A 24758-nucleotide genomic window follows, 5' to 3' on the forward strand; every position below is an offset into this window, starting at 1 on the left:
AGGCACCCACGGACCACAGCACTGGAACACGGGACCTAGCAGCGATGCAGCCTGAGATTTATCTTCTGCCCGACCTGATGCCGGCCCTGCCGGAGCTGTTCCTGGCCGGTGGCGCCATGGTGCTGCTGATGATCGGCGTCTTCGGCGGACAGCGTTCGACGCCGGTGGTCACCGGCATGGCGATCGCGCTCCTGGCGCTGGCCGGCGTGCTGCTCCTGGTGCTGCAGGACGGCGCGACGTTCGAGAACGCCTTCGCGCTCGACGGCTTCGCCCGCTTCATGAAGCTGCTGGTGCTGATCGGATCGGCGCTGGCGATCGCCATGTCGGTGGCGTTTGCGCGCGGCCAGTCGTTTGACCGCTTCGAGTATCCGATCCTCATCCTCATCGCCACGCTGGGCATGCTGCTGATGATCTCGGCGACCGACATGATCGCGGTCTATCTCGGTCTCGAGCTGCAGAGCCTGGCGCTCTATGTGGTCGCCGCCATCAACCGCGATTCCATCCGCTCCACGGAAGCCGGCCTGAAGTACTTCGTCCTCGGCGCGCTGTCCTCGGGCATGCTGCTCTATGGCATGTCGCTGGTCTACGGCTTCACCGGCCAGACCGGGTTCGCCGCGATCGCGCAGTCGCTGACGCTGGAAGGCGGCTCGCTCGGGCTGACCGTCGGTCTCGTCTTCGTGCTCGCCGGCATGGCCTTCAAGATCTCCGCCGTGCCGTTCCACATGTGGACGCCTGACGTTTACGAGGGCGCGCCGACGCCGGTCACCGCGTTTTTCGCCGCGGCCCCGAAGATCGCCGCCATCGCCATGCTGACGCGCATCGTCATCAGCGCGTTCGAGCCGGTGGCGCTGGAATGGCAGCAGATCATCGTCTTCGTCTCCATCGCCTCCATGGCGCTGGGCGCGTTCGCGGCCATCGGCCAGAACAATATCAAGCGCCTGATGGCCTATTCGTCGATCGGTCACATGGGGTTCGCGCTCGTCGGCCTCGCCGCCGCCAGCAAGGCGGGGGTGCAGGGCGTGATCGTCTACATGGCGATCTATCTGGCGATGACGCTCGGGGCGTTCGCCTGCATTCTCGCGATGCGCCGCAAGGACGGCATGGTCGAGGACATCTCCGATCTGGCGGGTCTGTCGCGCAACAATCCGATGATGGCGTTCCTGCTGGCAATGATCATGTTCTCGTTGGCCGGCATTCCGCCGCTGGCCGGATTCTTCGGCAAGTTCTACGTCTTCCTGGCCGCCGTCGAGGCGGAGCTTTATGGTCTCGCCGTGATCGGCGTGCTGACCTCGGTCGTTGGCGCCTATTATTACCTGCGCATCGTCAAGATCATGTATTTTGACGAGCCGGAGGGTTCCTTCGTGCCGATGCCCGGCGAATTGAAGGTGGTGCTGGGCGCGAGCGGCGCGTTCGTGCTGTTCTTCGTCGTCTTCGCCGGCCCGCTGGTCAGCGCTGCGGAGACGGCCGCGAAGACGTTCTTCTAGGGCATGCAGGCATCAGGAGGACCCATCGCTATCGCATCGGCGCCACGCTTCCGGCGGCTGCATCTCGATACGGTGGGTTCGACCAACATCAATGCGTTCGAAGCGGCGCGCGGCGGCGACGCGGGCGATCTCTGGATTACCGCGTCCATGCAGGAGCAGGGCCGGGGCCGGCGCGGCCGGGCCTGGGTATCGGAGCGCGGCAATCTCTACGCGTCGCTGCTGCTGATCGATCCGGGTCCGCGTGAAAAACTCGGTGAGTTGCCGATGGTCTGCGCCGTGGCGCTGGCCGATGCGGTGGAAGCCGCGACCGGCAGTCACGGACTCGTGCGGCTGAAATGGCCCAACGACCTGCTGGTCGATGATGCCAAGATCTCGGGCATCTTGCTGGAATCGGAGACGTTGGGTGATGGGCGATGCGCCGTTGTCTGCGGCTTTGGCGTCAATTGCGCGCATCATCCGGATCCCGAGAACTATCGGGCTACGGATTTGACCGAACTGGGATTTTTGATCCCGCCGGACCATCTGTTCGACAGGCTGGCGTCCGCGATGCGGGCGCGCCTGGCTCAATGGTCCAAGGGCGCCGGCTTTGGCGCGATCCGGGAAAGCTGGATCGCCCGCGCCGCGCGTCTGGGCGAACACGTGACAATTCGTCTGGGTGACACCACATATGAGGGCATCTTCCGCACAATCGATGAAGATGGCCGTCTCGTCCTGACCCAAGGGGACGGGAGCGAACGACGTATTTCGGCGGGAGACCTGTTCTTTCCGACCGCGAAAAAGATAAGTGCCGAAAGGGCCAATACATGAGTGACACTGCCGAACTGGTTTTCCTCCCGCTTGGCGGCGTCGGTGAAATCGGAATGAACATGGGCCTCTACGGCCTTGGCCCTGAAAAGGACCGCCGCTGGCTGATGGTCGATTGCGGGGTTTCCTTCGGTGGCCCGGATCTTCCGGGCATCGATCTGGTGTTTCCCGACATCAAATTCATCGAGGCGCATCTCGACCGGCTGGATGGCATCGTCATCACCCACGCGCACGAGGATCACTACGGCGCCATTCTGGAGCTGTGGCCGCGTCTGAAGGCGCCGCTGTACATGACTCCGTTCACCGCCGGCCTGCTGAAGGCCAAGTCGCATGGCGAACGCGGCGTCACCATCGACATTCCCGTCACCGTGGTGCAGCAGGGCGAGCGCTTCAACGTCGGCCCATTCAACATCGAGATGGTGGCGATGTCGCATTCCATCCCCGAACCTTGCGCTCTGGCGATCCGCACGTCGGCGGGCACCATCCTGCATTCGGGTGACTGGAAGATCGATCCGGAGCCGGGCGTCGGCCTCCCGATCGATCTCAAGCGGCTCGGCGAAATCGGTGACGAGGGCGTGCTGGCGATGGTCAGCGATTCCACCAACGCGCTGCGCGAGGGTGTGAGCCCGTCGGAGACCGAGGTCGTCAAGTCGCTCACCGAGATCATCCGCGGCGCCAAGAACCGCGTGGCGGTGACCACATTCGCCTCCAACGTGGCGCGTCTGCGCGGCGTGGCGCTGGCCGCCGAGGCTTGCGACCGCGAGGTGGTTGTCGTCGGACGCGCCATGCGCCGCACGCTGGACGTGGCCGACGAACTGGGCCTGCTCAAGGGACTGAGGCCGTTCCTGGAGGAAGACGCCTACGGCTATCTGCCGCGCGACAAGGTGCTGCTGCTGTGCACCGGCAGTCAGGGCGAGGCGCGCGCGGCACTCGCCCGCATCGCCAATGACGATCACCGCACGGTGACGCTGAACCAGGGCGACATGGTGATCTTTTCCTCGCGCACCATTCCCGGCAACGAGAAGGTCGTGGGCGAGATCGTCAACGGCCTGGTGGTGCGCGGCATCGAGGTCGTCACCGACCGCGACGGACTGGTGCATGTCTCCGGCCATCCGCGTCTGGGCGAAATGAAGACGCTGTACGAACTGATCCGGCCGCAGATCGCGGTTCCGGTGCACGGCGAGCCGCTGCACCTGAACGCGCATGCCAAGTTCGCCCGCGCGCAGGGCGTCAACGAAGTGGTCGTCGGCTACAACGGCGACGTGATCCGGCTGAAGGCGGGCGCGGCGAAGGTCACCGGCGATGTCCATTCAGGCCAGATGGTCAAGGATGGCACCATGCTGCTGAGCCCCGAGACCTGCGGCGTGCGCGACCGCCTGCGGCTGTCGTTCGCGGGCGTGGTGACGGCCAGCGTGGTCATCGACAAGGCCGGCAACATGGTCTGCGAGCCGGATGCGGTGGCCATCGGCCTGCCGGATCTGGATGCGGACGGCGAATTGTTCGAGGACGTGATCGTCGACGCCATCGAGAGCGCCATCGAGAGCATCCCGAAGAAGCGCCGGCGCGATCCGGAGCTGGTGCGCGAAGCCTCCCGCCGGGCGGCGCGCGCGGCCGTGCTGGAACGCTGGGGCAAAAAGCCGCTTTGCCACGTCATGGTCGCCGTCGTATGACGGCGCGCGGCTGACGGGAAGTCTTGCTGAGGAGTTGCCGATGATCGGACGTCTCAACCACGTGGCCATCGCCGTCCCCGACATGGAGGCGGCGGTCGCCGTCTACCGCGACACGCTGGGGGCGCATGTCTCCCAGGCGGTGCCGCAGCCCGACCACGGCGTCATGACGGTGTTTGTCGAGCTGCCCAACACGAAGATCGAGTTTCTCGAGCCCCTGGGCGCGGACTCCCCGATCGCGAAATTCCTGGAACGCAACCCGTCCGGCGGTATCCATCACCTGTGCTATGAGGTCGAGGACATCATCGCGGCGCGTGATGAGCTGAAGGCCGCGGGCGCGCGGGTGCTGGGCGACGGCGAGCCGAAGATCGGCGCGCACGGCAAGCCGGTGCTGTTTCTGCATCCCAAGGATTTCCTCGGCACGCTGACCGAACTCGAACAAGTCTGAGACGAAAGAGCGACCGATGGCCCTTGGCAGCATGCTGGCGATCTATTTTATCATCTGGTGGCTGGTGCTCTTCGCGGTGCTGCCCTTCGGCGTGAAAAGCCAGGAGGAGGCGGGTGACGCCATCGAACCCGGCTCCATGCCCGGCGCGCCGAGCCGCCCGATGCTGGCGCGCAAGGCGGTCGCCACCACGATCGTCTCCGCTATCATTTTCGCCGCCGTCTACTGGTTGCTGGTCTATTCGGGCCTGACGCTGGACGACGTGCCGATTCCGGGACGGTTCTGAGCGACGGCGGGCTGCATGGAGGCAGGCGCTCGTCAACATTGATCGGGAGGCGTGCCCAGGATCGCGCCAACGTCCGGGGATGTCGCCGATCCTTCGAGACGCCGTCTTCGACGGCTCCTCAGGATGACGTTATCATGTTGATATATTTGTGAAATCGCCACACGTTCAACGTCATCCTGAGGAGGCTCGAAGGGCCGTCTCGAAGGATCGGCGGAACATTCGGCCCAGCCTCCACCTCTTGTTGCTTCCGATCTTCGGGCAGAGGTTCGAGCACCTCCCGCCTCAGCAATTGGTGCGGTAGGTGAAGACCAGTTCGTCGCTGCGCATCCGGCCCGTCGGGCGGCACTGGCGTTGCGACTCGCGGGTGCCGCGCACCACGACCCGCAGCGGGTTGGAATACACCGGACCCTCGACCCGGTATTCCAGCGGCTCGCCGGGACAGTATTTCGAAAACACCCGCGCCAGCCCCTCGTACCAGTCGCCGCGCTTGGTGCCGTTGAACAGCAGCGTGCCGCGCCGCACGCCGGCGTTGCGCAGGCTGGGCTTGGGATTCTCGTAAGTGAACCAGCGCTGGTTGCCCTGTGCCTGCAGCCGCATCAGCGAGCCGTTGTGGTCCCAGCAAGAATCGGCCTGCGCGGCCTGCGCGCCGAGCGCGCTGAGCAATGCCGCGATCACAACGGCGCGTCCAAAATGTCTTTTCATCATAACCCCCAGGTTGTTGGCGCAGTTTAGCGACTCTTTTCTCGGCGGAAGGGACCGCCGCAAACCCCGTCGTCGGGCGCCCAAGATGCGGAGACGTTTGATGCGGGCTTTCGGGCGCGCAAGCCGTTGTATAGATTGCCGTTGCGACAGGTGTTTCGCCTGGCGCGGGACAATTTTGGGGGGTGTCATGAAAAACTGGATGTCGAAACGCCGGGCGGCCGGAATTCTCGTCTGTGGCCTGCTATCGGGCGGCCTGGCCGCACCGGCGGCGGCGGAAGACCTGTTGCTTGTGCTGCAGAACACGTCTTCGGTCACGATCACCGAGTTCTATACGTCGCCGGCCGATGTGGACGAGTGGGAAGAGGACGTCTTCGCGGACGGGGTGCTGCCGTCCGGCAACGAGGTGGAGGTGACGATTTCGGACGGGCGCACGCAATGCGTCTACGACATCCGCATCATCACCGACGATGGCGACGATATCGAGGACCGGGGCGTCGATCTCTGCGAGACCGGCACGTATACGTTTACGGATTGATCGCGAAGTTCGCGCCCGCCGCGTGACGGCTGCCTCGTGCGGATACGGTTCGCGCGGGGCCGGCCCGGACCCTGTGTGTCACGAGAGCTGTTGCCGTTGCTGTCACAAATCCGTTTTATTGTTGGAATATAGGTGTTTGCGCTGACGGGCGGATTCAGAGAGGCAAGCCGGCAAGCGCCATGAACCGGCCGGCGCGGTGAATCGGGTGGCCGCAAAAAGGCAAAAAAAAGCAAGGCACAAGGCCTTGCGTTTGTAGTTCCGCGTCCAACAACTCCCTAAATCCCTACGAAGGCTTGGATTGTCTCATCGTAGAAACGGCTGCAACCCGAAGGTGCGCCAGAGAGCTCTTCCTCCCAAGACTCAGACCGCGATGCCTCATTTGGGATCAGTCCCTTGCGGGTCGATCCCTTATTATTGCCCGTACGATATCGCAACGATTTCCTATTGTCACCAAATTGTGCGTTCCTGCACAAAATTTTTGCACATTTGATATTGGTGAAAATTACATCGCTCCTCCCGGGTGACCCCGCCAGGCTGCGGAAAGCCGCACGGGAGCCGGAACGAGGGCTTGTGTTTTGCGCGGTCATGCGGTCACCTCCGATCGTGTGCCGCGAAAACCAGAAAAGAGCTGCTTGATGCGCCTGTCCCAATATTTCCTGCCGATCCTCAAAGAGACGCCCAAGGAAGCCGAAATCGTCTCGCACCGCCTGATGCTGCGCGCGGGCCTGATCCGTCAGCAGTCCGCCGGAATCTATTCCTGGCTGCCGCTGGGCTACAAGGTTCTGCGCAAGATCGAGCAGATCGTGCGCGAGGAGCAGGATCGCGCCGGTGCGGTCGAACTCTTGATGCCGACGATCCAGTCCGCCGATCTGTGGCGCGAGAGCGGGCGCTACGAAGCCTACGGCAAGGAGATGCTGCGCATCACCGACCGGCACGACCGCGACATGCTTTACGGGCCGACCAACGAGGAGATGATCACCGAGATCTTCCGCTCCTACGTGCGCTCCTACAAGGAACTGCCGCTCAACCTCTATCACATGCAGTGGAAGTTCCGCGACGAGGTGCGCCCGCGCTTCGGCATCATGCGCGGACGCGAGTTCCTGATGAAGGACGCCTATTCGTTCGACGTCACCAAGGAGCAGGCGGTCGAGGCCTACAACCGGATGTTTGTCGCCTATCTGCGCACCTACAAGCGCATGGGTCTTACCGCGATCCCGATGCGCGCGGAAACCGGTCCCATCGGCGGCGACCTGAGCCACGAGTTCATCGTCCTGGCCGACACCGGCGAGAGCGGTGTCTTCTGCCACGCAGATCTGCTCGACAAGCCGATTCCCGGTGACGACGTCGACTTCCGCGGCGATCTCAGCGGGATTGTTGCCGACTGGACCTCGCTCTATGCCGCGACCGAGGACATGATCGACATGAAGGAGTTCGAGGCCACGGTTCCGGAAGACAAGCGCATCGCCGCGCGCGGCATCGAGGTCGGCCAGACCTTCTATTTCGGCACCAAATACTCCGAGCCGATGGGCGCGAAGGTAACGACGTCGGACGGCACGGACGTGCCCGTGCACATGGGGTCCTATGGCGTCGGCGTGTCGCGGGTGCTTGGTGCGATCATCGAGGCCAGCCACGACGACAACGGCATCATTTGGCCGCAATCGGTCGCTCCTTTCGACGTCGGACTAATCAATCTGAAATCAGGCGACCAGGCGACCGACGCGGCGTGCGAGGGGCTCTACGAACAACTGACCAACGCCGGGCTGGATGTCCTTTACGACGACACCGATCAGCGCGCCGGGGCGAAGTTCGCCACGATGGATCTCATCGGTTTGCCGTGGCAGCTGGTGGCCGGTCCGCGTGGACTGGCCTCGGGTGAGGTCGAGCTGAAGAGCCGCACCGGCGGCGAGCGCGAGACGATGACGCTGGAGGCCGCGGTCGCCAAGCTCATTGCCTGCGCCGGTCCCGACAAATAGGCCGTATCCCGATGACGGGCGGCTCCTGACATCAGGCCGTCTCCCGCAGGAGGCGGCCGACCGGCCGCTCCCTTTTGGGGATGCGATTCGCCTGTGGCGACGCATCCGCCGTGGGGAAGCGTGGCCCGGGCGACGTGAAGCGTTTGATATGTCGATGCGTTCCAAATGGCTTGCCTACTCGGCAAGATTCAGCTCCAATATGCTGAATTTCAAACAATTTCCGGTGTTGCGGCGATATCGCTCCGCTGCCGGTCGCAGCCAGGGAGACGGGCGCATGAACGCGGTGAACGAGCCGACTGGCACGCGACCCTTCGCGGCCTTCGAATGGATGCTGGCCGGGCGCTACCTGCGCGCACGGCGCAAGGAGACATTCATCTCGATCATTGCCGGGTTTTCCTTCTTCGGCATCATGCTGGGTGTGGCCACGCTGATCATCGTCATGGCGGTGATGAACGGCTTCCGCGGCGAACTGGTGTCGAAGATCCTCGGCATCAATGGCCATCTGCTGGTTCAGCCGATCGATGGGCCGCTGGACGACTATGACGCCGTTGCCTCGCGCATCGAAGGCGTCGAGGGCGTGCAGTTCACCGTGCCCATGGTGGAGGGCCAGGCGCTGGTCTCAGGCCCCGCCGGCGCGTTCGGCGCCCTGGTGCGCGGGCTTAGGCTTGCGGATCTGCAGCGGATGCCGCTGATTTCCGGAACCCTTGTGGCCGGCTCACTTGAAGGGTTCGACGAGGGCGCGGGCGTGGCCATCGGCTCGCGCATGGCGCGCTCGCTCGGCGTGGTCGTCGGCGACACGGTGACTCTGATCAGCCCGCGCGGCGCGGTGACGCCGATGGGCGTCACGCCGCGCATCAAGGGGTACCCCGTTGCGGGCATCTTCGAGATCGGCATGTCGGAATACGACGGCACCATGCTGTTCATGCCGATGGAGGAGGCGCAGCTCTATTTCAACAAGGAAGGCGAGGCGAGCGCCATCGACGTGTTCGTCGACGATCCCGACGAGATCGACGGCATGCGCGCCAAGCTTGAGGAGGCGGCCGGACGGCCGACGTTCGTCACCGACTGGCGCCAGCGCAACACCACCTTCTTCTCCGCCCTGGAGGTGGAGCGCAATGTGATGTTCATGATCCTGACCTTGATCGTGCTGGTTGCGGCGCTCAACATCATTTCCGGTCTCACCATGCTGGTGAAGGACAAGAGCCACGACATCGCGATTCTGCGCACCATGGGCGCCTCGCGCGGTTCGATCCTGCGGGTGTTCATGATCACCGGCGCCAGCATCGGCACCGTGGGCACGCTGGCCGGCGTGGCGCTGGGCACCGTCGTTTGCGCCAACGTCGAAAGCATCCGCCAGGGCGTCTCCTGGCTGACGCGGACCGAGCTGTTCTCGCCGGAGCTCTATTTCCTGTCCAAGCTGCCCGCCGACATGGACGTGAGCGAGACCGTCACCGTCGTCGTCATGGCGCTGGTGCTGTCGTTCCTCGCGACATTGTATCCGGCCTGGCGCGCCGCGCGGCTCGATCCGGTCGAAGCCCTGCGATACGAATGAGCCCTCCCATGACCACACTCGAAACTGAGATCGCAACGGGGCAGGGCACGATGCGCCGGCGTCGCAGGTCAGCGGCGCGGCGCTTGCGCTCGTGGGCGTCGAACGCCGCTTCACCGAGGCGCACGGATATCTCGACGTGCTGCGCGGCGCGGATCTCACCCTGCGGCGCGGCGAGACCGTGGCGTTGGTGGCGCCTTCAGGCGCGGGCAAGTCGACGCTGCTGCAGATCGCGGGGCTGCTGGAAAAGCCGGACGCGGGCGAGGTCTATGTCGGCGGCAGGGCGTGCGCGAAGCTGCCCGACGAGGCGCGCACGCGCATTCGCCGGCTGGACATCGGCTTCGTCTATCAGTTCCATCATCTGCTGCCCGAGTTCACGGCGCTTGAGAACATCGCCATGCCGCAGATGATCCGCGGGCTGCCCAAGAGCGAGGCCAACGCGCGCGCTTTGGAGCTGTTGCGCTACATGCGGCTGGAACCGCGCGCCACCCACCGGCCCTCGGAACTGTCGGGCGGCGAGCAGCAGCGGGTCGCGATCGCGCGCGCTGTGGCCAATGGTCCACGCGTGCTGCTGGCCGACGAGCCGACCGGCAATCTCGATCCCAAGACGGCGAGCTATGTGTTCGAGGCGCTGGCAACACTCGTCAAGGCCTCCGGCCTGGCGGCGCTGTTCGCCACCCACAACATGGACATGGCCGCGCGCATGGACCGCCGCATCACCCTGCGCGAGGGCAAGGTCGTCGAGTTTTAGAAGCGTTTCCTGCTTTCCGGGCGCAGCGGCGGATCTCTCCTTCAGGGCGAATGAACCGGCGACCGGTTCCATCAGAACGGCCAGAGGCACCGCGCTTCCTTGGATGCCGGTGTCGCATCTTCGGGGTTGCCCTTTATTGCAGGCCCCCGATGCGACTGCGCATGCGGATTCATGTCTTTGAAGCGTTGCGTGATGGCAACAGTCGCCAGATATTGTTTCCCGGCGTGTCCGGACAAGCGGAAATGTCGTTTAAGAGCCTGTATTTACGCCGGTGAACGAGATTTTGTATTTCTTACGCTGCGGAAGATATGGCGTTTTCATTTCACAGGGCGCCCCGTATTGTTTCCATTCTGGCGCGGCGCACTGGGTCCTTGATATGACAACCGGATTGACGGTCAGAGCATTGAGGCGCCCCTGAATTGAGAGCACCGAATATTTTGGAGCATCCATGATGCGCATTGTACTTGTTGTTGCCGGCATCCTTCTGATCAGCACGCCTGCGTCGGCGCAGGGCATGTGGGAAGGTTTTTTTGCCGGGGTGAACGTTGGTGCGGCCTTCGGTGACTTTCATCATGTTCACGAGAACGTTCCGGGGGACTCCGCGAACGACGAAAACGTCGATCAGTCGCCCAGCGGGTTTCTCGGGGCGTCCACGCCGGTTATCGCCACCAGATGGGCAGTTTCGTATTCGGCGGGGAGATCGGCGCCAGTCTGGTCGACCTGGAAGAGGACTCGCGCTACTTCTCGTTTGGCGCCAATCGCAGCCGGGTCATGTCTCTGGACAACCTGATCACGGCAACGGCCCAGGTGGGCTTTGCGTTCGACCGGTGGCTGGTGCTGGCAAAAGGCGGCTATGCGGGCGGTGAGATTTACACCTACGGGAGCAACCTCGATCTCAACATCTATGGATCGGACACGAAATTCGAGCATGGATGGACGCTCGGCGCCGCCATCGAACGGGCCGTCAGCGATCGCGTGAGTTTCGGTGTCGGCTACGACTACGTCAGCATCGATGGCACCGATCGCGTTGTGCCATGCGTCAACGCGGTCTGCACGGTCGGCTTTTCCGATATTCAAGCCGATGTGCATATCGTCAAGGCGGTCCTGAACGTCAAAATCTGGACGCCATAAAGCCCGAAGAGCCGCAGGGCCCGCCACGACGCCATGCTCCTTGCCGCTATCGCCTCAGGCGCTGACGCCGGCGCGGCGGGGCTTTCTTCCCCCTGCGATTTCTGAGCAGACCGTAGGCCGATCGGGCCTCGCTGCCGCGCGTGGCGGCACCCTCGCGTCTCATTGGCGCGGGGCGGCATGCGCACGTCCGTGCCTGCGCCCGTCTGCGCGCACGCGGACCCGCGCCGGTAAGATTTGCTTTACCATAAGTGACATTTGCCATTGCCATTCACCATGTTGCTTGCATATAGAACAAACATGGAACATACTATGATCATAACGTGATTATCGGGAGAGTCCCATGCTGTATCTTGCTCGTGACGTGGCTGCGTTTGGTGTCTTGGTGCTTTTCGGCCTGTCCCTTTCCGTCTGGATGGATGTGCTCGCGCGCCTGAATTGAGGCGCCGCTCGCGCGGCTGTTCATTACGCGCGGGACCGCGGATGCGACGGGTGTCTTGCGCGCCCGCAAGGCGCGCGGGTCGGGCGCGGTCTGTGTATAGCGGGCGCAACCGGCCGTTCGGCCGGGGATTGCGTGTGCCGATGCCCGGCGGGCTCTCGACACCTTCGTTGGGAGGCGGGACACTGGGGTCGAGATTCGGGCCTGCCGCCCGGATCCGCGATCTCGGGAATTTTGCGCCATGGCGGACGTCGGCTTCGTACATCTTCGGGTTCACTCCGCCTTCTCGCTGCTCGAGGGCGCGCTGCCGATCGCCAAGCTCATCAAACTGGCCCAGGCCGACGACCAGCCGGCGCTGGCGATCACCGACACGGGCAATCTCTTCGGAGCGCTGGAATTTTCCGAGAAGGCCAAGGGCGCGGGCCTGCAGCCGATCATCGGCTGCCAGATGGCGATCGATTGCGCCGACGACGACACGCCACGCCGGCAGGGCGATCATTTTCCCGAAATCGTGCTGCTGGCGGCGAGCGATCAGGGCTACGCCAATCTGGTGGAGCTGGTCAGCCGGTCGTTTCTCGACACGGAAACCGGAATTCGCCCGCATGTCGGCATCGAGGCGCTGGCCGCCAAGGCGGAGGGCATCATCGCGCTGACCGGCGGCGCGCTGGGCCTGCTCGGCCGGCCGCTGCTCGACGGCCGCGAGGATCTTGCCGAACGGCGCTTCGAGCGGCTCAAGGCCATGTTCGGCGACCGGCTCTATATCGAGCTGCAGCGCCACGGCACGGACGAGGAGCGGCGCACGGAAGCCGCCATGGTGGAGATGGCCTATCGCGGCGGCGTGCCGCTGGTGGCCACGAACGAGGCGTTCTTCCCCGGACCCGATGACTATGAGGCGCATGACGCGCTCATCTGCATCGCCGAAGGACGCGTCGTTATCGAGGACGATCGCCGCCGGCTGACACCGGAGCACTGGTTCAAGCCGCGCGCCGCCATGAGCGAGCTGTTCAGGGATCTTCCGGAAGCGATTGAGAACACCGTTGAAATCGCCCGGCGCTGTCACTGCCGCGCGCCCAAGCGCGCGCCGATCCTGCCCCGGTTCGCCGGCGCCGACGCGGATACGGCGGAAGCCGAGATCGCCGAAGCGGGCGAAATGCGCCGCCAGTCGGAGGAGGGGCTGAGGGCCCGTCTGGCGCTGCACGGCGTGGCGGAAGGGCACGAGGCGCACGAATACTGGGAGCGGCTGGAATACGAGCTCGGCATCATCGAGCGGATGAAATTTCCCGGCTACTTCCTCATCGTTGCCGACTTCATCAAATGGGCCAAGGCGCAGGGCATTCCGGTGGGGCCGGGCCGTGGTTCGGGCGCGGGCTCGGTCGTCGCCTGGGCGCTGACCATCACCGATCTCGATCCGATCCGCTTCGCGCTGCTGTTCGAGCGGTTTCTCAATCCCGAGCGTGTGTCGATGCCCGACTTCGACATCGACTTCTGCCAGGACCGCCGCGACGAGGTGATCCGCTATGTGCAACAAAAATACGGCCGCGCGCAGGTGGCGCAGATCATCACCTTCGGAACGCTGCAGGCGCGCGTGGTGCTGCGCGATGTCGGCCGGGTGCTGCAGATGCCCTACGGCCAGGTGGACCGGCTGTGCAAGCTGGTGCCGCAGAACCCGGCCAACCCCGTGACGCTGGCGCAGGCGCTGGACGACGAGCCGCGGCTGCGCGAGGCGGCCAACGAGGAGCCGATCGTCGAGAAGCTTCTGACCATGGGCCAGAAGCTCGAGGGGCTCTACCGGCACGCCTCGACCCACGCGGCGGGCATCGTCATCGGCGACCGGCCGCTGGAGCAGCTGGTGCCGCTGTACCGCGATCCGCGCTCCGACATGCCGGTCACCCAGTTCAACATGAAGTTCGTCGAGCAGGCCGGGCTGGTCAAATTCGATTTTCTCGGCCTGAAGACGCTAACGGTGCTCTCCACCGCGGTGAAGCTGGTGGCGCGGCGGGGCATCGACATCGATCTCTCAGCAGTGCCGCTGATCGACCCGCCCACCTACAAGATGCTGGCGGCGGGCGAGACGGTCGGCGTGTTCCAGCTGGAAAGCCAGGGCATGCGCCGGGCCATCGCCGGCATGCGCCCCGACCGCTTCGAGGACATCATCGCGCTGGTGGCGCTCTACCGGCCCGGCCCGATGGAGAACATTCCCACCTACAACCGGCGCAAGCACGGCGAAGAGCCGGCCGACTACATGCATCCCAAGCTCGAGCCGGTGCTCAACGAGACCCACGGCATCATCATCTATCAGGAACAGGTGATGCAGATCGCCCAGATCCTGGCCGGCTATTCGCTCGGCGACGCCGATCTGCTGCGCCGGGCCATGGGCAAGAAGATCGCGGCGGAGATGGAGGTCCAGCGCTCGCGCTTCACCGACGGCGCGGTGGAGCGCGGGGTGGACAAGAAGCAGGCGAGCACGATCTTCGATCTGGTGGCGAAATTCGCCAACTACGGCTTCAACAAGAGCCACGCCGCAGCCTACGCGCTGGTCGCCTATCACACCGCCTGGATGAAGGCCAACCATCCGGTCGAGTTTCTCGCCGCGCTGATGACGCTCGACATGGGCAACACCGAAAAGCTCAGCGATTTCCGCCGCGAGGCGCAGCGCATGGGCATCGACGTGGTGTCGCCGTCGATCAACAGCTCCTGCGTCTATTTCGACGTGCAGGAGGGCCGGATCGTCTATTCGCTCGCCGCCATCAAGGGCGTGGGCGAGCAGGTGGTCGAACACATCGAGACGGTGCGCGGCGACACGCCGTTCAAGGATATCGGCGATTTCGCCCGCCGGGTGTCGCCGCGCGTTCTCAACAAGCGTTCGCTGGAGAGCATGATCGCGGCGGGCGCCTTCGACGAGCTGGACGCCAACCGGGCGCGGCTTGTCGCCGGCATCGACCGCATCATGGGCGAGGCGCAGCGCGCGGAAGGCAACGCGACCTCGGGCCAGACGGACATCTTCGGCATGGGCGGCGAGCCCGAACCGATCCGGCTGGACCCCATGGAGCCTTGGCTGCCGGAGGAAAAGCTGCAGCGCGAGCATGCGGCGGTCGGCTTTTATCTCTCCGCCCATCCGCTGGACGAATACCGCGGCGTGCTCGAGCGCATGCGGGTGCAGCTTTGGAGCGAGTTCGAGGCGTCGGTGAAGCGCGGCTCGGGCGCGGGACGGCTCGCGGGCACGGTCACCCAGCTTCAGGAGCGCAGGACGCGCACCGGCAACAAGATGGGCATCGTACGCATTTCCGATCCCACCGGCCAGTACGAGGCGGTGATGTTTTCCGAGACGCTGGCGAAATTCCGCGACCAGCTGGTCGTCGGCCGCTCGGTGGTGCTGCTGGTGGCGGCGGAGATGAAGGATGAGGGCATCGGCGTGCGCATCCAGTCCGTGGAGCCGCTGGATGTTGCCGCCAACCGGGTGCAGAAGAGCCTGCGGGTTTTCCTGCGCGACGGGCAGGCGGTGCAGAGCCTCAAACGGCACTTGGGCGCGCGCGGCGACGGCGATGTCAGCGTGGTGCTGCTGCTGGACAACGGCGCGCGCGAGGTCGAGGTGAAGCTGCGCGGCCGCTACCAGGTCTCCCCGCCGATCGCCAGCGCGCTCAAGGCGGTGCCGGGCGTCGTGCAGGTGCAGATGGTTTAGGCGGCATGCCTTGAACCGAGGCGCGTGAATCCCGGGTTGAGGCGAACATCGCGCGATGCCCGAGCGCGCGCCATGCTTGCGGAAGCGCTTATGCGAGCGGAGCGCGCAGGGGCAGGAGCGTGCATCTGCGACCACGGTTGCGCCAAAATCGCTGTGTAGAGAGCGTTCCCTGCGAAAGGGAGGTGGACTCATGACCCCGACGAAAGCCGGGAACTCCGGGAAGGTCGCACAAGAACGCGCGGCGAGCCGGGCGGCGGCGCAGCCTGTTCTCCTTTCTGGTGGAAACCCGCAGATCCCAAAGGGGTACGGCGACGGCCCCGTGCAGGCCTACATCGCCGCCATGCCGGGCTGGAAGCGCGAGGTCGGCCGCAAGCTCAATGCGCTCATCGAGCAGGCTGTCCCCGGTGTCGCCAAAGCGGTCAAGTGGAATTCGCCCTTCTACGGTCTCGACGACCAGGGATGGTTCCTCAGCTATCATTGCTACACGAAGTACGTGAAGGTGGCGTTTTTCCGCGGTTCCTTCTTGCGTCCCATGCCTCCGGGCGAGTCCAAGCAAGAGAACGTGCGCTATCTCGACATCCACGAGGGCGACCCGATCGATGAGGCCCAATTCCTCGATTGGGTGCGCCAGGCAAGCCTGTTGCCCGGCGAAAAAATGTGACCGCGCGTCGTTCGTCTGCTTCGCGTCGGCGGTTGTTCGGCGAGGGCGCCTACGGTTCGGGGTAACGCTGCACCGCCGCTCTCTCCAGCGATCGCCGGCGCGCACAAGTGGCTTTTCCCGCAAATGTTGTCCCCAGAGCGCTTGAAACCGCGCGGGGACCAGCCTATAAGGCGCGCATCCCACACGCGGGGCCGGGCGTCGTCGATGACGCGCGTCCATCCGGTGATCGAACCGAGGTTCGTTACCGCCCGCGGAGGTTAACCGGAAAAACGGAGTACTCTAGGCATGGCTTTGCCTGATTTTACCATGCGCCAGCTGCTTGAAGCAGGCGTGCATTTCGGCCATCAGAAGCACCGCTGGAACCCCAAGATGGGCCGGTATATCTATGGCACGCGCAACAACGTCCACATCGTCGATCTGTCGCAGACCGTTCCGCTGCTGCACCAGGCGCTGAAAGCCGTCAGCGACACGGTCGCCGCCGGTGGCCGCGTTCTGATCGTCGGCACCAAGCGCCAGGCCCAGGAGCCGGTCGCCGACAGTGCGCGCCGTTCGGCCCAGTATTTCGTCAACGCCCGCTGGCTCGGCGGCATGCTGACCAACTGGAAGACGATTTCCCAGGCAATCCGCCGTCTGCGCAAGCTTGAAGAAGTCCTCGGCAACGATTCCGCCGCACAGGGCCTCACCAAGAAAGAGCGCCTGTTCATGGACCGCGAGCGCACCAAGCTGGAGCGCAACATCGGCGGCATCAAGGACATGGGCGGCATTCCCGACCTGCTGTTCGTGATCGACACGAACCGCGAGGGCATCGCCATCCAGGAAGCCCGCCGTCTGGGCATTCCTGTGGCCGCCATCCTCGACTCCAATTGCGATCCCGACGGCATCACCTACCCGATCCCGGGCAACGATGACGCCGGGCGCGCGATTTCGCTCTATTGCGACCTGATCGCCCGCGCCGCCATCGACGGCATCGGACGCGCCCAGGGTTCGATGGGCGTTGACCTCGGCGAAGCCGAGGAAGTCCTTGACGAGCCGGCGCTCGAAGAGCCGGTTGCGGCCGAAGCCGAAGCCGCGCCCGTTGCCGAAGTTGAAGCGGCGCCCGCTGCCGAAGCCGAAGCAGCACCCGCTGCCGAAGCAGCACCGGTCGCCGAAGCAGCGCCGGTCGCTGAAGAGGCATCGGATGCCGGTGTGACCGCTCTGTTTTCCGCCCCGAAGGCGAATCCGACGATCTGAAGAAGATCGGTGGCGTCGGCCCGGTACTGGAAGGCAAGCTGAACGCTCTCGGCGTGACGCGCTTCGACCAGATCGCCGCGTTCACGGCTGAAGACATTGCCCGCATCGACGAGGCGCTGTCCTTCAAGGGCCGTATTGATCGCGAAGACTGGGTCGGTCAGGCCAAGGCTTTCGCCGCAGAGGCGTAGGCCGCACGGGTTCCGGAGCACGCTCCTTTGGGAGTGGCGCGGCCATGATGTTCCGCTTCAACGCGGGGTTTCTGTCATGGCCGCGTGATCCGCGACCGCTTACATTCTCGTCCGACTCATCCGGGTTCGCCGGGACGCCGGACGTATCGAAACCGGATCGACTGAAAACCGATTCGACTGGCCGCCGGCGGATGATCCGCCGCGCGGCCATCGTTTCACGTTGAATTCAATCGACCCCATCTGAGAGGCGACTGATGAGCATTACCGCTGCGATGGTCAAGGAGCTCCGTGAGAAGACCGGAGCCGGCATGATGGACTGCAAGGGCGCGCTGACCGAGACGAATGGCGACATGGAAGCCGCGATCGACTGGCTGCGCACCAAGGGCCTCGCCAAGGCCGCGAAGAAGGCAGGCCGCGTGGCTGCCGAAGGCCTGGTCGGCGTCGCCGCCGAGGGCAAGAAGGCCGCTGTGGTCGAGGTCAACTCCGAGACCGACTTCGTCGCGCGCAACGAGGCCTTCCAGACCCTGGTCCGCGACATCGCGCAGACGGCGCTGGGCACCAATGGTGACCGCGACGCGCTGGCCGCCACCGACTATCCGGGCACCGGCAAGTCCGTCGAGGCACAGATCACCGAGCTGATCGGCACCATCGGCGAGAACATGACGCTGCGCCGCAGCGCCGTGGTCTCCGTGTCGGAAGGCGTGGTCGCCAGCTACGTGCACAGCGCGGTCGGCGATGGCATCGGCAAGATCGGCGTGCTCGTCGGTCTGCAGTCCGCGGCCGACGCCGGCAAGCTGGGCGCCCTGGGCAAGCAGATCGCCATGCACGTCGCGGCGACCAACCCGCTCGCCCTGTCGGCCGAGGACATCGATCCGGCCGTCGTCGAGCGCGAGCGCTCCGTCTACATGGAACAGGCCCGCGAGTCCGGCAAGCCGGAGAGCATCATCGAGAAGATGGTGGAAGGCCGTATCCGCAAGTTCTACGAAGAGTCCACGCTTCTCAAGCAGGCCTTCGTGATCAACCCGGATCTGACCGTCGAGAAGGCGATCGAGGCGGCTGCCGCCGAACTCGGTTCCCCGATCACGCTGACGCAATTCGTGCGCTTCGGTCTCGGTGAGGGCATCGAGAAAGAAGAAACGGACTTCGCGGCGGAAGTCGCGGCATTCGCCTCCGGCGAATAACAATTCCAGGGCGCCGAAGCAATTCGGCGCCCTTGTTCTATCTGGTGACGGCTGGCCGCCTGCGCGCGGTGTATCAAGGACAAGACAATGACGGACGCTCTGCGGTGGCGGCGTGTGCTGCTGAAGATTTCGGGCGAAGCCTTGATGGGCGATCAGGGATTCGGAATCGACCCCGCGGTGCTCACCCGTATCGCCGGCGAGATCGCCGAAGCCGTCCGGCTCGGGTGCAGATCGGCCTGGTTGTCGGCGGCGGCAATATTTTTCGCGGCGTCTCCGTGGCGGCCAAGGGCGGCAGCCGCGTTGCCGGCGACCACATGGGCATGCTGGCGACCGTCATGAACGGCCTGGCGCTCGCGGACGCCCTGCGTGCCCAAGGGGTGCGCGCGCGCGTGCTTTCCGCCGTCGCTATGCCGACGATCTGCGACACGTTCAATCAGCGCACCGCCGAGGATCGTTTTGAGGACGGCGAGGTCGTCGTCTTCGCCGGCGGCACGGGCAATCCGTTTTTCACCACCGATTCGGGCGCCGCGCTGCGCGCCGCCGAAATGGGATGCGACGCCCTGCTCAAGGGAACCAACGTCGACGGCGTGTATTCCGCCGATCCCAAGAAAGATCCCAATGCCACCCGCTATGACCGGCTTTCGCACCAGGACATCCTGGAGCGCAGCCTGTCAATTATGGACGCGACCGCGATAGCGCTTGCCCGCGACAACAATATTCCGGTAATCGTGTTCTCCATTCATACGCCCGGCGCCATCGTCGATGTCCTGAAGGGACAAGGTCTGGCGACGATCGTCGCCGACTGACGGCCGGAGCATCTTGTCCGCGCATCGAGCACAGGCCCCGGGCCCTGCTGCGATGCTGCGGACGGGGCCGCGGGTCATTTGCCGGGCTCCATGCGAGAAAAGCAAAGAGGGAACGATGTCGGACACAGAACTCGACTTCGACGATTTGAAGCGGCGTATGCAGGGCGCGATTTCCGTCTTGAAGACGGAACTGGGTGGCCTGCGCACCGGGCGTGCTTCCGCCTCCATGCTGGATCCCGTGCTGGTCAACGCCTACGGATCGCTGACGCCCTTGTCGCAGGTGGCGACTGTCAGCGTGCCGGAGCCGCGGATGATCTCCGTGCAGGTCTGGGACAAATCCCAGGTTGGCGCCGTGGAAAAGGCCATTCGCGAATCGAATCTCGGCCTCAACCCGGTGGTTGACGGCACCTTGCTGCGTCTTCCGGTGCCCGAGCTCAACGAGGAGCGCCGCCTGGATCTGGTGAAAATCGCGCACAAATACGCCGAGCAGGCGCGTATTGCCGTGCGCCATGTCCGCCGTGACGGCATGGACATGCTGAAGAAAATGGAAAAAGACGGTAACATCAGCAAGGACGCGCATCACGACGCCGGGGAGTCCGTGCAGAAGATGACGGACGAAATGATTTTGCAGATTGATGATATCGTCGCCAAGAAGGAGACGGAAATCACGCAGGTCTGACGCCTTCGCCATGCCGGAAAGCAGGTAACCGAACATGACCGTCACCGCGAAGCTGAGCGGACTACCGATTGCCGGGCAGGGCGGCGATGGCGATGTGCCTCGCCATATCGCCATCATCATGGACGGCAATGGCCGCTGGGCGCGCGCGCGCGGCCTGCCGCGGACCGAGGGTCACCGGCGCGGGGTGGACGTGGTGCGCCGGATCGTCGGCCGCGCCGCGGAACGGGGCGTCTCGTTCCTGACCCTTTACAGCTTCAGCTCGGAAAACTGGTCGCGCCCGGCGAGCGAGGTTTCCTACCTGCTCGGCCTGCTGCGGCGGTTCGTGCAGAAGGATCTCCAGACACTGCACGAACGCGGCATCCGGGTCCGCATCATCGGTTCGCGGGAGAACCTCGCCGCCGACATTCTGGCGATGTTCGAGGATGCGGAAGAGCGCACGCGCGACAACACGGGCATGACGCTTGTCGTCGCCTTCAACTACGGCGCCCGATGCGAGATCGTCGAAGCGGCGCAGTCGATTGCCCGCGACGTCGCAGCCGGGCGGCTGGATCCCGCGCAGATCACCGAGACCACGGTCGACGACCGGCTCTATACAAGCGGCATTCCCAATCCCGACCTGATCCTGCGTACCAGCGGCGAACAGCGGCTTTCCAATTTCCTTCTCTGGCAGGCGGCCTATTCGGAGTTCCTCTTCGTTCCCGACCTGTGGCCGGACTTTGATGAAGCCGCGCTGGATCGCGCCATCGGGGAATACGCGAAGCGGGACCGCCGGTTCGGCGGCGTCGCCTCGCAGGCGGCGCAATGACGCAAGACGAGCCAGACCCTCGCGACGCCGATGCGCGGGCATCGGGCGCGCGGCGCGCCGAATCCGATCCGACGACGCCTTCCGGCGGCCGGTCCAATCTCATGGTGCGGTTTCTCTCGGCGATCGTGCTTGGCCCGGCGCTCGTCGCGGTGGTGTGGTTTGGCGGATGGGCCTTCGCCGGTGTGATCATCGTTGCCTGCCTGCTGTGCTACCGCGAGTGGGTCACGATTTCCGCAAACGGTGAATCGGCCGTGATCCTTTGGGGCGGCTACGCGGTGCTCCTGGCGGCCGGCGTGCTTGCGGCGTCGGGGCAGGTGGACGTGGCGCTCGGCGTGCTGGGCCTGGGCGCGGCCGCCGGGGCGATCCTTGCGATGATCCTCCGAAGCAGCCTGTGGCCGGTGCTTGGCGTCGCCTACGCCGGCCTTCCGCTTCTGGCGCTTCTGCTGCTGCGTCAGGGCCGTGAGGGGCTGTGGGCGCTGGCCATCGTGCTCGCGGTCACCTGGGCCACGGATATCGCCGCCTATTTCGCGGGCCGCACGCTGGGCGGGCCGAAGCTGTGGCCGGCGGTGTCGCCGAAAAAGACCTGGTCGGGCGCCATCGGCGGGCTCGTGGGCGCCATGGCCGCGGGCATGCTCGTGGCGGGCGTGAGCGGGGTTGGCTCCCCCATCGCCGTGGCGCTCCTCTGCGCGGTGCTTTCGGTGCTCTCCCAATGCGGGGATCTGGCCGAATCCGCGTTCAAGCGTCGCTTTGGCGTCAAGGATTCCGGCGATTTGATCCCCGGGCACGGGGGCATTCTCGACCGTGTCGACGGGCTGGTGGCCGTCGCCGTTGGCGCGGCTGTCATCGGTCTCATCGGCGCGACGGCAGGCGATGCGTCGCTTGGTCTGAGTGCGCTATAGCGGGCAATCCGCCGCCGCAATCGCATGTCATACTGTCATGGTGCTTTCCCGGCGCCTGAACACGCGGCATGCGGAATACATGAGGACCGCGAGATACCGCCGCAGGCGCCCGCGATAGATATGGACCGGCATGGGGACCCCGCGCCGCAGACAGGACGCAACAGTTTGCCTGATACTTCCGCGATCAACAGCGCGTCCCTCGCCCCCGGCACGGACGCGTCCTCGCGCCCGACCTCCGTGCCCCTGCGGCTTGTGGTGCTGGGCGCCACAGGTTCGATCGGCCAGAGCACGCTCGATCTGATCGCGCGGACGCCGGAACGCTTCGATGTCATCGCGCTTGTGGGCAACAGCAACGTGGAGCGGCTTGCGGCGCAAGCCCGCCTTGTCGGCGCGCGCCATGCGGTCGTGGCCGACGAAAGCCGCTACGAGGAGCTCAAGGCAGCGCTTGCGGGCAGCGCCGTGAAGGCTTCCGCCGGGCCGTCGGCGGTTCTGGAAGCAGCGGTCATGCCCGCGGACATGGTGATCGCGGCCATCGTCGGGCGGCGGGGCTCGCTCCGACGCTGGCGGCCGTGCGCGCCGGGCGGACGATTGCGCTGGCCAACAAGGAATGCCTCGTCTGCGCCGGTGATCTGATGATGCGGGAGGCGCTGCGGCACAAGGCGCGCATCCTGCCGGTCGACTCCGAGCACAACGCCATCTTCCAGGTGTTCGAGCGCGACAACGCCAAGGCGGTCGACAAGGTGATCCTGACCGCGTCCGGCGGCCCTTTCCGCGGCTGGAGCCGGGAGGCGATGGCGTCGGTCGGCCCCGAAAAGGCGCTGCGTCATCCCAACTGGGACATGGGCGCGCGCGTTTCCATCGATTCCGCCACCCTTATGAACAAGGGCCTGGAGGTCATTGAAGCCTTTCACCTATTCCCGATAGAGCGACAGCAGCTCGAGGTGCTCGTGCATCCGCAGTCCGCGGTTCACGGCCTTGTTCAATACACCGACGGATCGCTTCTGGCGCAGCTTGGCGCGCCCGACATGCGCACGCCGATCGCCTATTGCCTGAGCTGGCCAGAGCGCATGCCAACGCCGGTAAGCCGTCTTGATCTGGCCGCATTGCAGCAGCTTACCTTCGAGGCGCCTGACACCGAGGCCTTTCCCGCGCTGGATCTGGCCTGGGCGGCGCTTGAACGGGGCGAGGGCGCCACGGCGGTGCTCAATGGCGCCGACGAGGTTGCCGTTGCGGCCTTTCTGGACCGACGGATCGGTTTTCTGTCGATTGCCGATGTGGTCGCGCGCGCGCTGGAAAGCGCCGAGGCGCATGGGCTGTTGCGCGAGCCTGGCGATCTGGAGACGGCGCTCGAGCTGGATGCCGCCGCGCGCAGGCTTGCCACGCAGAGCATCGATGCCATATGTGCGGCAAGACGGACCGCGTGACGACACGGCGGACACCGCCGCACGCGCAACGGACGGGACGGGCGCGTGGAAATGCGCCGGCGTTTAGGCTATTCTCGTAATTTCGTGCGATGATCCGGACGCGGTTTCGCCAAAGCCCTGTACGGATGCTCGATCCGCGCGGACCTTGAGACGAACGACCCAAGACCAAAAACCCGAGACGAACAGCAAGGAACGGCAGGCATGGATTTTTTAGTCGGCATTTGGGACACCATCTGGGGTTACGCCTTGCCATTCCTGTTCGTCCTGACGATCGTCGTCTTTTTCCATGAGATGGGCCATTTCCTCATCGCGCGGCTGTGCGGCGTGCGGGTTACGGCGTTTTCCGTCGGTTTCGGCCCGGAGCTTCTCGGCTTCAACGACAGCCACGGCACCCGCTGGAAGCTGTCCGCGGTGCCGCTGGGCGGCTATGTGAAATTCGCCGGTGACGAAAATGCCGCCAGCATGCCGGATCGCGAGGCGGCCGGGCAGATGAGCGAAGAGGAGCTGCGCACCAGCTTCATCGGCAAGCCTGTCGGCCAGCGCGCCGCCGTCGTCGCCGCCGGACCGATTGCCAACTTCATTCTCGCCATCGTCATCTTCGCCGTGCTGTTTTCCGTCTACGGGCGCTCCTCCACGCTGCCGCGCGTCGATAGCGTGCAAGCCGAAAGCGCGGCCGCGGAAGCGGGTTTCATGCCGGGCGACGTGGTGCTTTCCATCGAAGGCAACGACATCGAGAGCTTCGCCGACATCCAGCGTATCGTCAGCGTCAGCGCGGATCAGCCGCTGACCATCAAGGTTGATCGCGGCGGCGAGGAAATCGCCCTGGTGGCGACGCCCAAGCGGCGCGAGATCAAGGACCAGTTCGGCAACGTGCAACGCATCGGCCTGCTGGGCCTCGGCCAGCAATCGCGGCCCGAGGACCGCACGACGAAGAAATTCTCGCCGCCCGAGGCCGTGATCGAGGGCGCGCGGGAGACGTGGTTCGTCGTCGCGCGGACGGCGGGCTATCTGGCTGGCATCGTCACGGGCCGCGAATCCGCCGATCAGCTCGGCGGGCCCATTCGTGTGGCGCAGTTCTCCGGCCAGGTCGCGACCCTGGGGATCGGCGCGCTGTTGAATCTGGCCGCGGTGTTGTCGGTCAGCATCGGGTTGATCAACCTGATGCCGGTTCCGATGCTCGACGGTGGACATCTGATGTTTTATGCTTACGAGGCGTTGCGCGGGCGGCCGCTATCGGAAAAAGTCCAGGATATCGGCTTTCGGATCGGTATCGCGCTGGTGCTGATGCTAATGGTCTTTGCGACATGGAACGATGTGGTTCACCTGACCACGCAATAGCGGCGCGGGGCGCGCGTTATGTCTGTGGTTCGTCCGGTGTGGCGTGGCACGACGGCAACGCACGGCGCGAAAATTAGCAGCCACGGTGCAAGTGGTTGCTTCCAA

At 64.9% G+C, this 24758-nt stretch carries 20 protein-coding genes and 3 pseudogenes; 21 read left to right on the forward strand and 2 right to left on the reverse strand.

Annotation, left to right across the window (positions count from 1 at the left end; genetic code table 11):
- Positions 1-44: 44 nt before the first annotated feature.
- From nuoN to D1F64_RS10455, 5 genes are read left to right on the forward strand one after another with little or no spacing between them, the layout of a single operon-like run.
- On the forward strand, positions 45-1484 hold the full coding sequence (nuoN, locus tag D1F64_RS10435; RefSeq protein ID WP_117412393.1) for an NADH-quinone oxidoreductase subunit NuoN: 1440 nt from the start codon (positions 45-47) through the stop codon (positions 1482-1484).
- A gap of 3 nt (positions 1485-1487) precedes the next feature.
- A complete protein-coding gene (locus D1F64_RS10440; protein ID WP_117412394.1) occupies positions 1488-2291 on the forward strand; it encodes a biotin--[acetyl-CoA-carboxylase] ligase in 804 nt (267 codons plus the stop codon).
- On the forward strand, positions 2288-3958 hold the full coding sequence (locus D1F64_RS10445; RefSeq protein WP_117412395.1) for a ribonuclease J: 1671 nt from the start codon (positions 2288-2290) through the stop codon (positions 3956-3958). Before D1F64_RS10440 ends, D1F64_RS10445 begins: the two co-directional genes overlap by 4 nt.
- A gap of 40 nt (positions 3959-3998) precedes the next feature.
- On the forward strand, positions 3999-4403 hold the full coding sequence (gene mce, locus D1F64_RS10450) for a methylmalonyl-CoA epimerase (protein WP_117412396.1): 405 nt from the start codon (positions 3999-4001) through the stop codon (positions 4401-4403).
- 16 nt (positions 4404-4419) lie between these two features.
- Positions 4420-4686, forward strand: a complete 267-nt coding sequence (locus D1F64_RS10455; RefSeq protein WP_117412397.1) for a DUF1467 family protein — start codon at positions 4420-4422, stop codon at positions 4684-4686.
- A 282-nt stretch (positions 4687-4968) separates the two neighbouring features.
- Here the strand turns inward: D1F64_RS10455 and D1F64_RS10460 are convergent, their stop codons facing one another.
- Positions 4969-5361, reverse strand: coding sequence for a hypothetical protein (locus D1F64_RS10460; protein WP_205470731.1), 393 nt, complete (start codon positions 5359-5361; stop codon positions 4969-4971).
- A gap of 214 nt (positions 5362-5575) precedes the next feature.
- Here D1F64_RS10460 and D1F64_RS10465 point away from each other — a divergent pair, with 214 nt between their 5' ends.
- From D1F64_RS10465 to D1F64_RS10480, 4 genes are all read left to right on the forward strand, one after another.
- Positions 5576-5923 carry a hypothetical protein gene (locus D1F64_RS10465; RefSeq protein ID WP_248304718.1) on the forward strand — a complete coding sequence of 116 codons (348 nt, stop codon included), beginning with the start codon at positions 5576-5578 and terminating at the stop codon, positions 5921-5923.
- A 635-nt stretch (positions 5924-6558) separates the two neighbouring features.
- The gene (gene proS / locus D1F64_RS10470) at positions 6559-7896 is read left to right on the forward strand and encodes a proline--tRNA ligase (RefSeq protein ID WP_117412398.1); all 1338 of its coding nucleotides are present in this window, start codon (positions 6559-6561) and stop codon (positions 7894-7896) included.
- Between the two features lie 274 nt (positions 7897-8170).
- Entirely contained in the window at positions 8171-9448 is a 1278-nt protein-coding gene (locus D1F64_RS10475) for a lipoprotein-releasing ABC transporter permease subunit (RefSeq protein ID WP_248304719.1), read from the forward strand.
- Positions 9449-9539: 91 nt separating this feature from the next.
- The gene (locus tag D1F64_RS10480; RefSeq protein WP_117412399.1) at positions 9540-10196 is read left to right on the forward strand and encodes an ABC transporter ATP-binding protein; all 657 of its coding nucleotides are present in this window, start codon (positions 9540-9542) and stop codon (positions 10194-10196) included.
- 322 nt (positions 10197-10518) lie between these two features.
- Here the strand turns inward: D1F64_RS10480 and D1F64_RS23300 are convergent, their stop codons facing one another.
- Complete coding sequence (locus tag D1F64_RS23300) at positions 10519-10776, reverse strand: hypothetical protein (RefSeq protein WP_162901468.1); 258 nt, start codon at positions 10774-10776, stop codon at positions 10519-10521.
- Positions 10777-10868: 92 nt separating this feature from the next.
- Here D1F64_RS23300 and D1F64_RS10485 point away from each other — a divergent pair, with 92 nt between their 5' ends.
- From D1F64_RS10485 to rseP, 12 genes and pseudogenes are all read left to right on the forward strand, one after another.
- The gene (locus D1F64_RS10485) at positions 10869-11327 is read left to right on the forward strand and encodes a hypothetical protein (protein ID WP_117412400.1); all 459 of its coding nucleotides are present in this window, start codon (positions 10869-10871) and stop codon (positions 11325-11327) included.
- Positions 11328-12004: 677 nt separating this feature from the next.
- On the forward strand, positions 12005-15442 hold the full coding sequence (gene dnaE / locus D1F64_RS10490; protein ID WP_117412401.1) for a DNA polymerase III subunit alpha: 3438 nt from the start codon (positions 12005-12007) through the stop codon (positions 15440-15442).
- Positions 15443-15632: 190 nt separating this feature from the next.
- Positions 15633-16103: a DUF1801 domain-containing protein gene (locus D1F64_RS10495; RefSeq protein ID WP_117412402.1), complete on the forward strand. Its 471-nt coding sequence runs from the start codon at positions 15633-15635 to the stop codon at positions 16101-16103.
- 285 nt (positions 16104-16388) lie between these two features.
- Positions 16389-17521: pseudogene (locus tag D1F64_RS10500) on the forward strand (30S ribosomal protein S2).
- Positions 17522-17775: 254 nt separating this feature from the next.
- Entirely contained in the window at positions 17776-18702 is a 927-nt protein-coding gene (tsf, locus tag D1F64_RS10505; protein ID WP_117412404.1) for a translation elongation factor Ts, read from the forward strand.
- A gap of 87 nt (positions 18703-18789) precedes the next feature.
- A pseudogene (gene pyrH / locus D1F64_RS10510) lies at positions 18790-19508 on the forward strand (UMP kinase).
- A gap of 115 nt (positions 19509-19623) precedes the next feature.
- On the forward strand, positions 19624-20187 hold the full coding sequence (gene frr / locus D1F64_RS10515) for a ribosome recycling factor (protein ID WP_117412405.1): 564 nt from the start codon (positions 19624-19626) through the stop codon (positions 20185-20187).
- 34 nt (positions 20188-20221) lie between these two features.
- Positions 20222-20992 carry an isoprenyl transferase gene (locus tag D1F64_RS10520; RefSeq protein ID WP_117412406.1) on the forward strand — a complete coding sequence of 257 codons (771 nt, stop codon included), beginning with the start codon at positions 20222-20224 and terminating at the stop codon, positions 20990-20992.
- Positions 20989-21891 (forward strand): phosphatidate cytidylyltransferase, encoded by a 903-nt coding sequence (locus tag D1F64_RS10525; protein WP_117412407.1) that lies wholly within the window; start codon positions 20989-20991, stop codon positions 21889-21891. Before D1F64_RS10520 ends, D1F64_RS10525 begins: the two co-directional genes overlap by 4 nt.
- Before the next feature lie 120 nt (positions 21892-22011).
- A pseudogene (locus tag D1F64_RS25400) lies at positions 22012-22457 on the forward strand (hypothetical protein); the annotation flags it as partial.
- 3 nt (positions 22458-22460) lie between these two features.
- Entirely contained in the window at positions 22461-23315 is an 855-nt protein-coding gene (gene dxr, locus D1F64_RS10530) for a 1-deoxy-D-xylulose-5-phosphate reductoisomerase (RefSeq protein WP_346432324.1), read from the forward strand.
- A gap of 201 nt (positions 23316-23516) precedes the next feature.
- Complete coding sequence (gene rseP, locus D1F64_RS10535; protein ID WP_117412408.1) at positions 23517-24653, forward strand: RIP metalloprotease RseP; 1137 nt, start codon at positions 23517-23519, stop codon at positions 24651-24653.
- Positions 24654-24758 lie beyond the last annotated feature (105 nt).

This window comes from Breoghania sp. L-A4, assembly GCF_003432385.1.
Taxonomy (GTDB): domain Bacteria; phylum Pseudomonadota; class Alphaproteobacteria; order Rhizobiales; family Stappiaceae; genus Breoghania.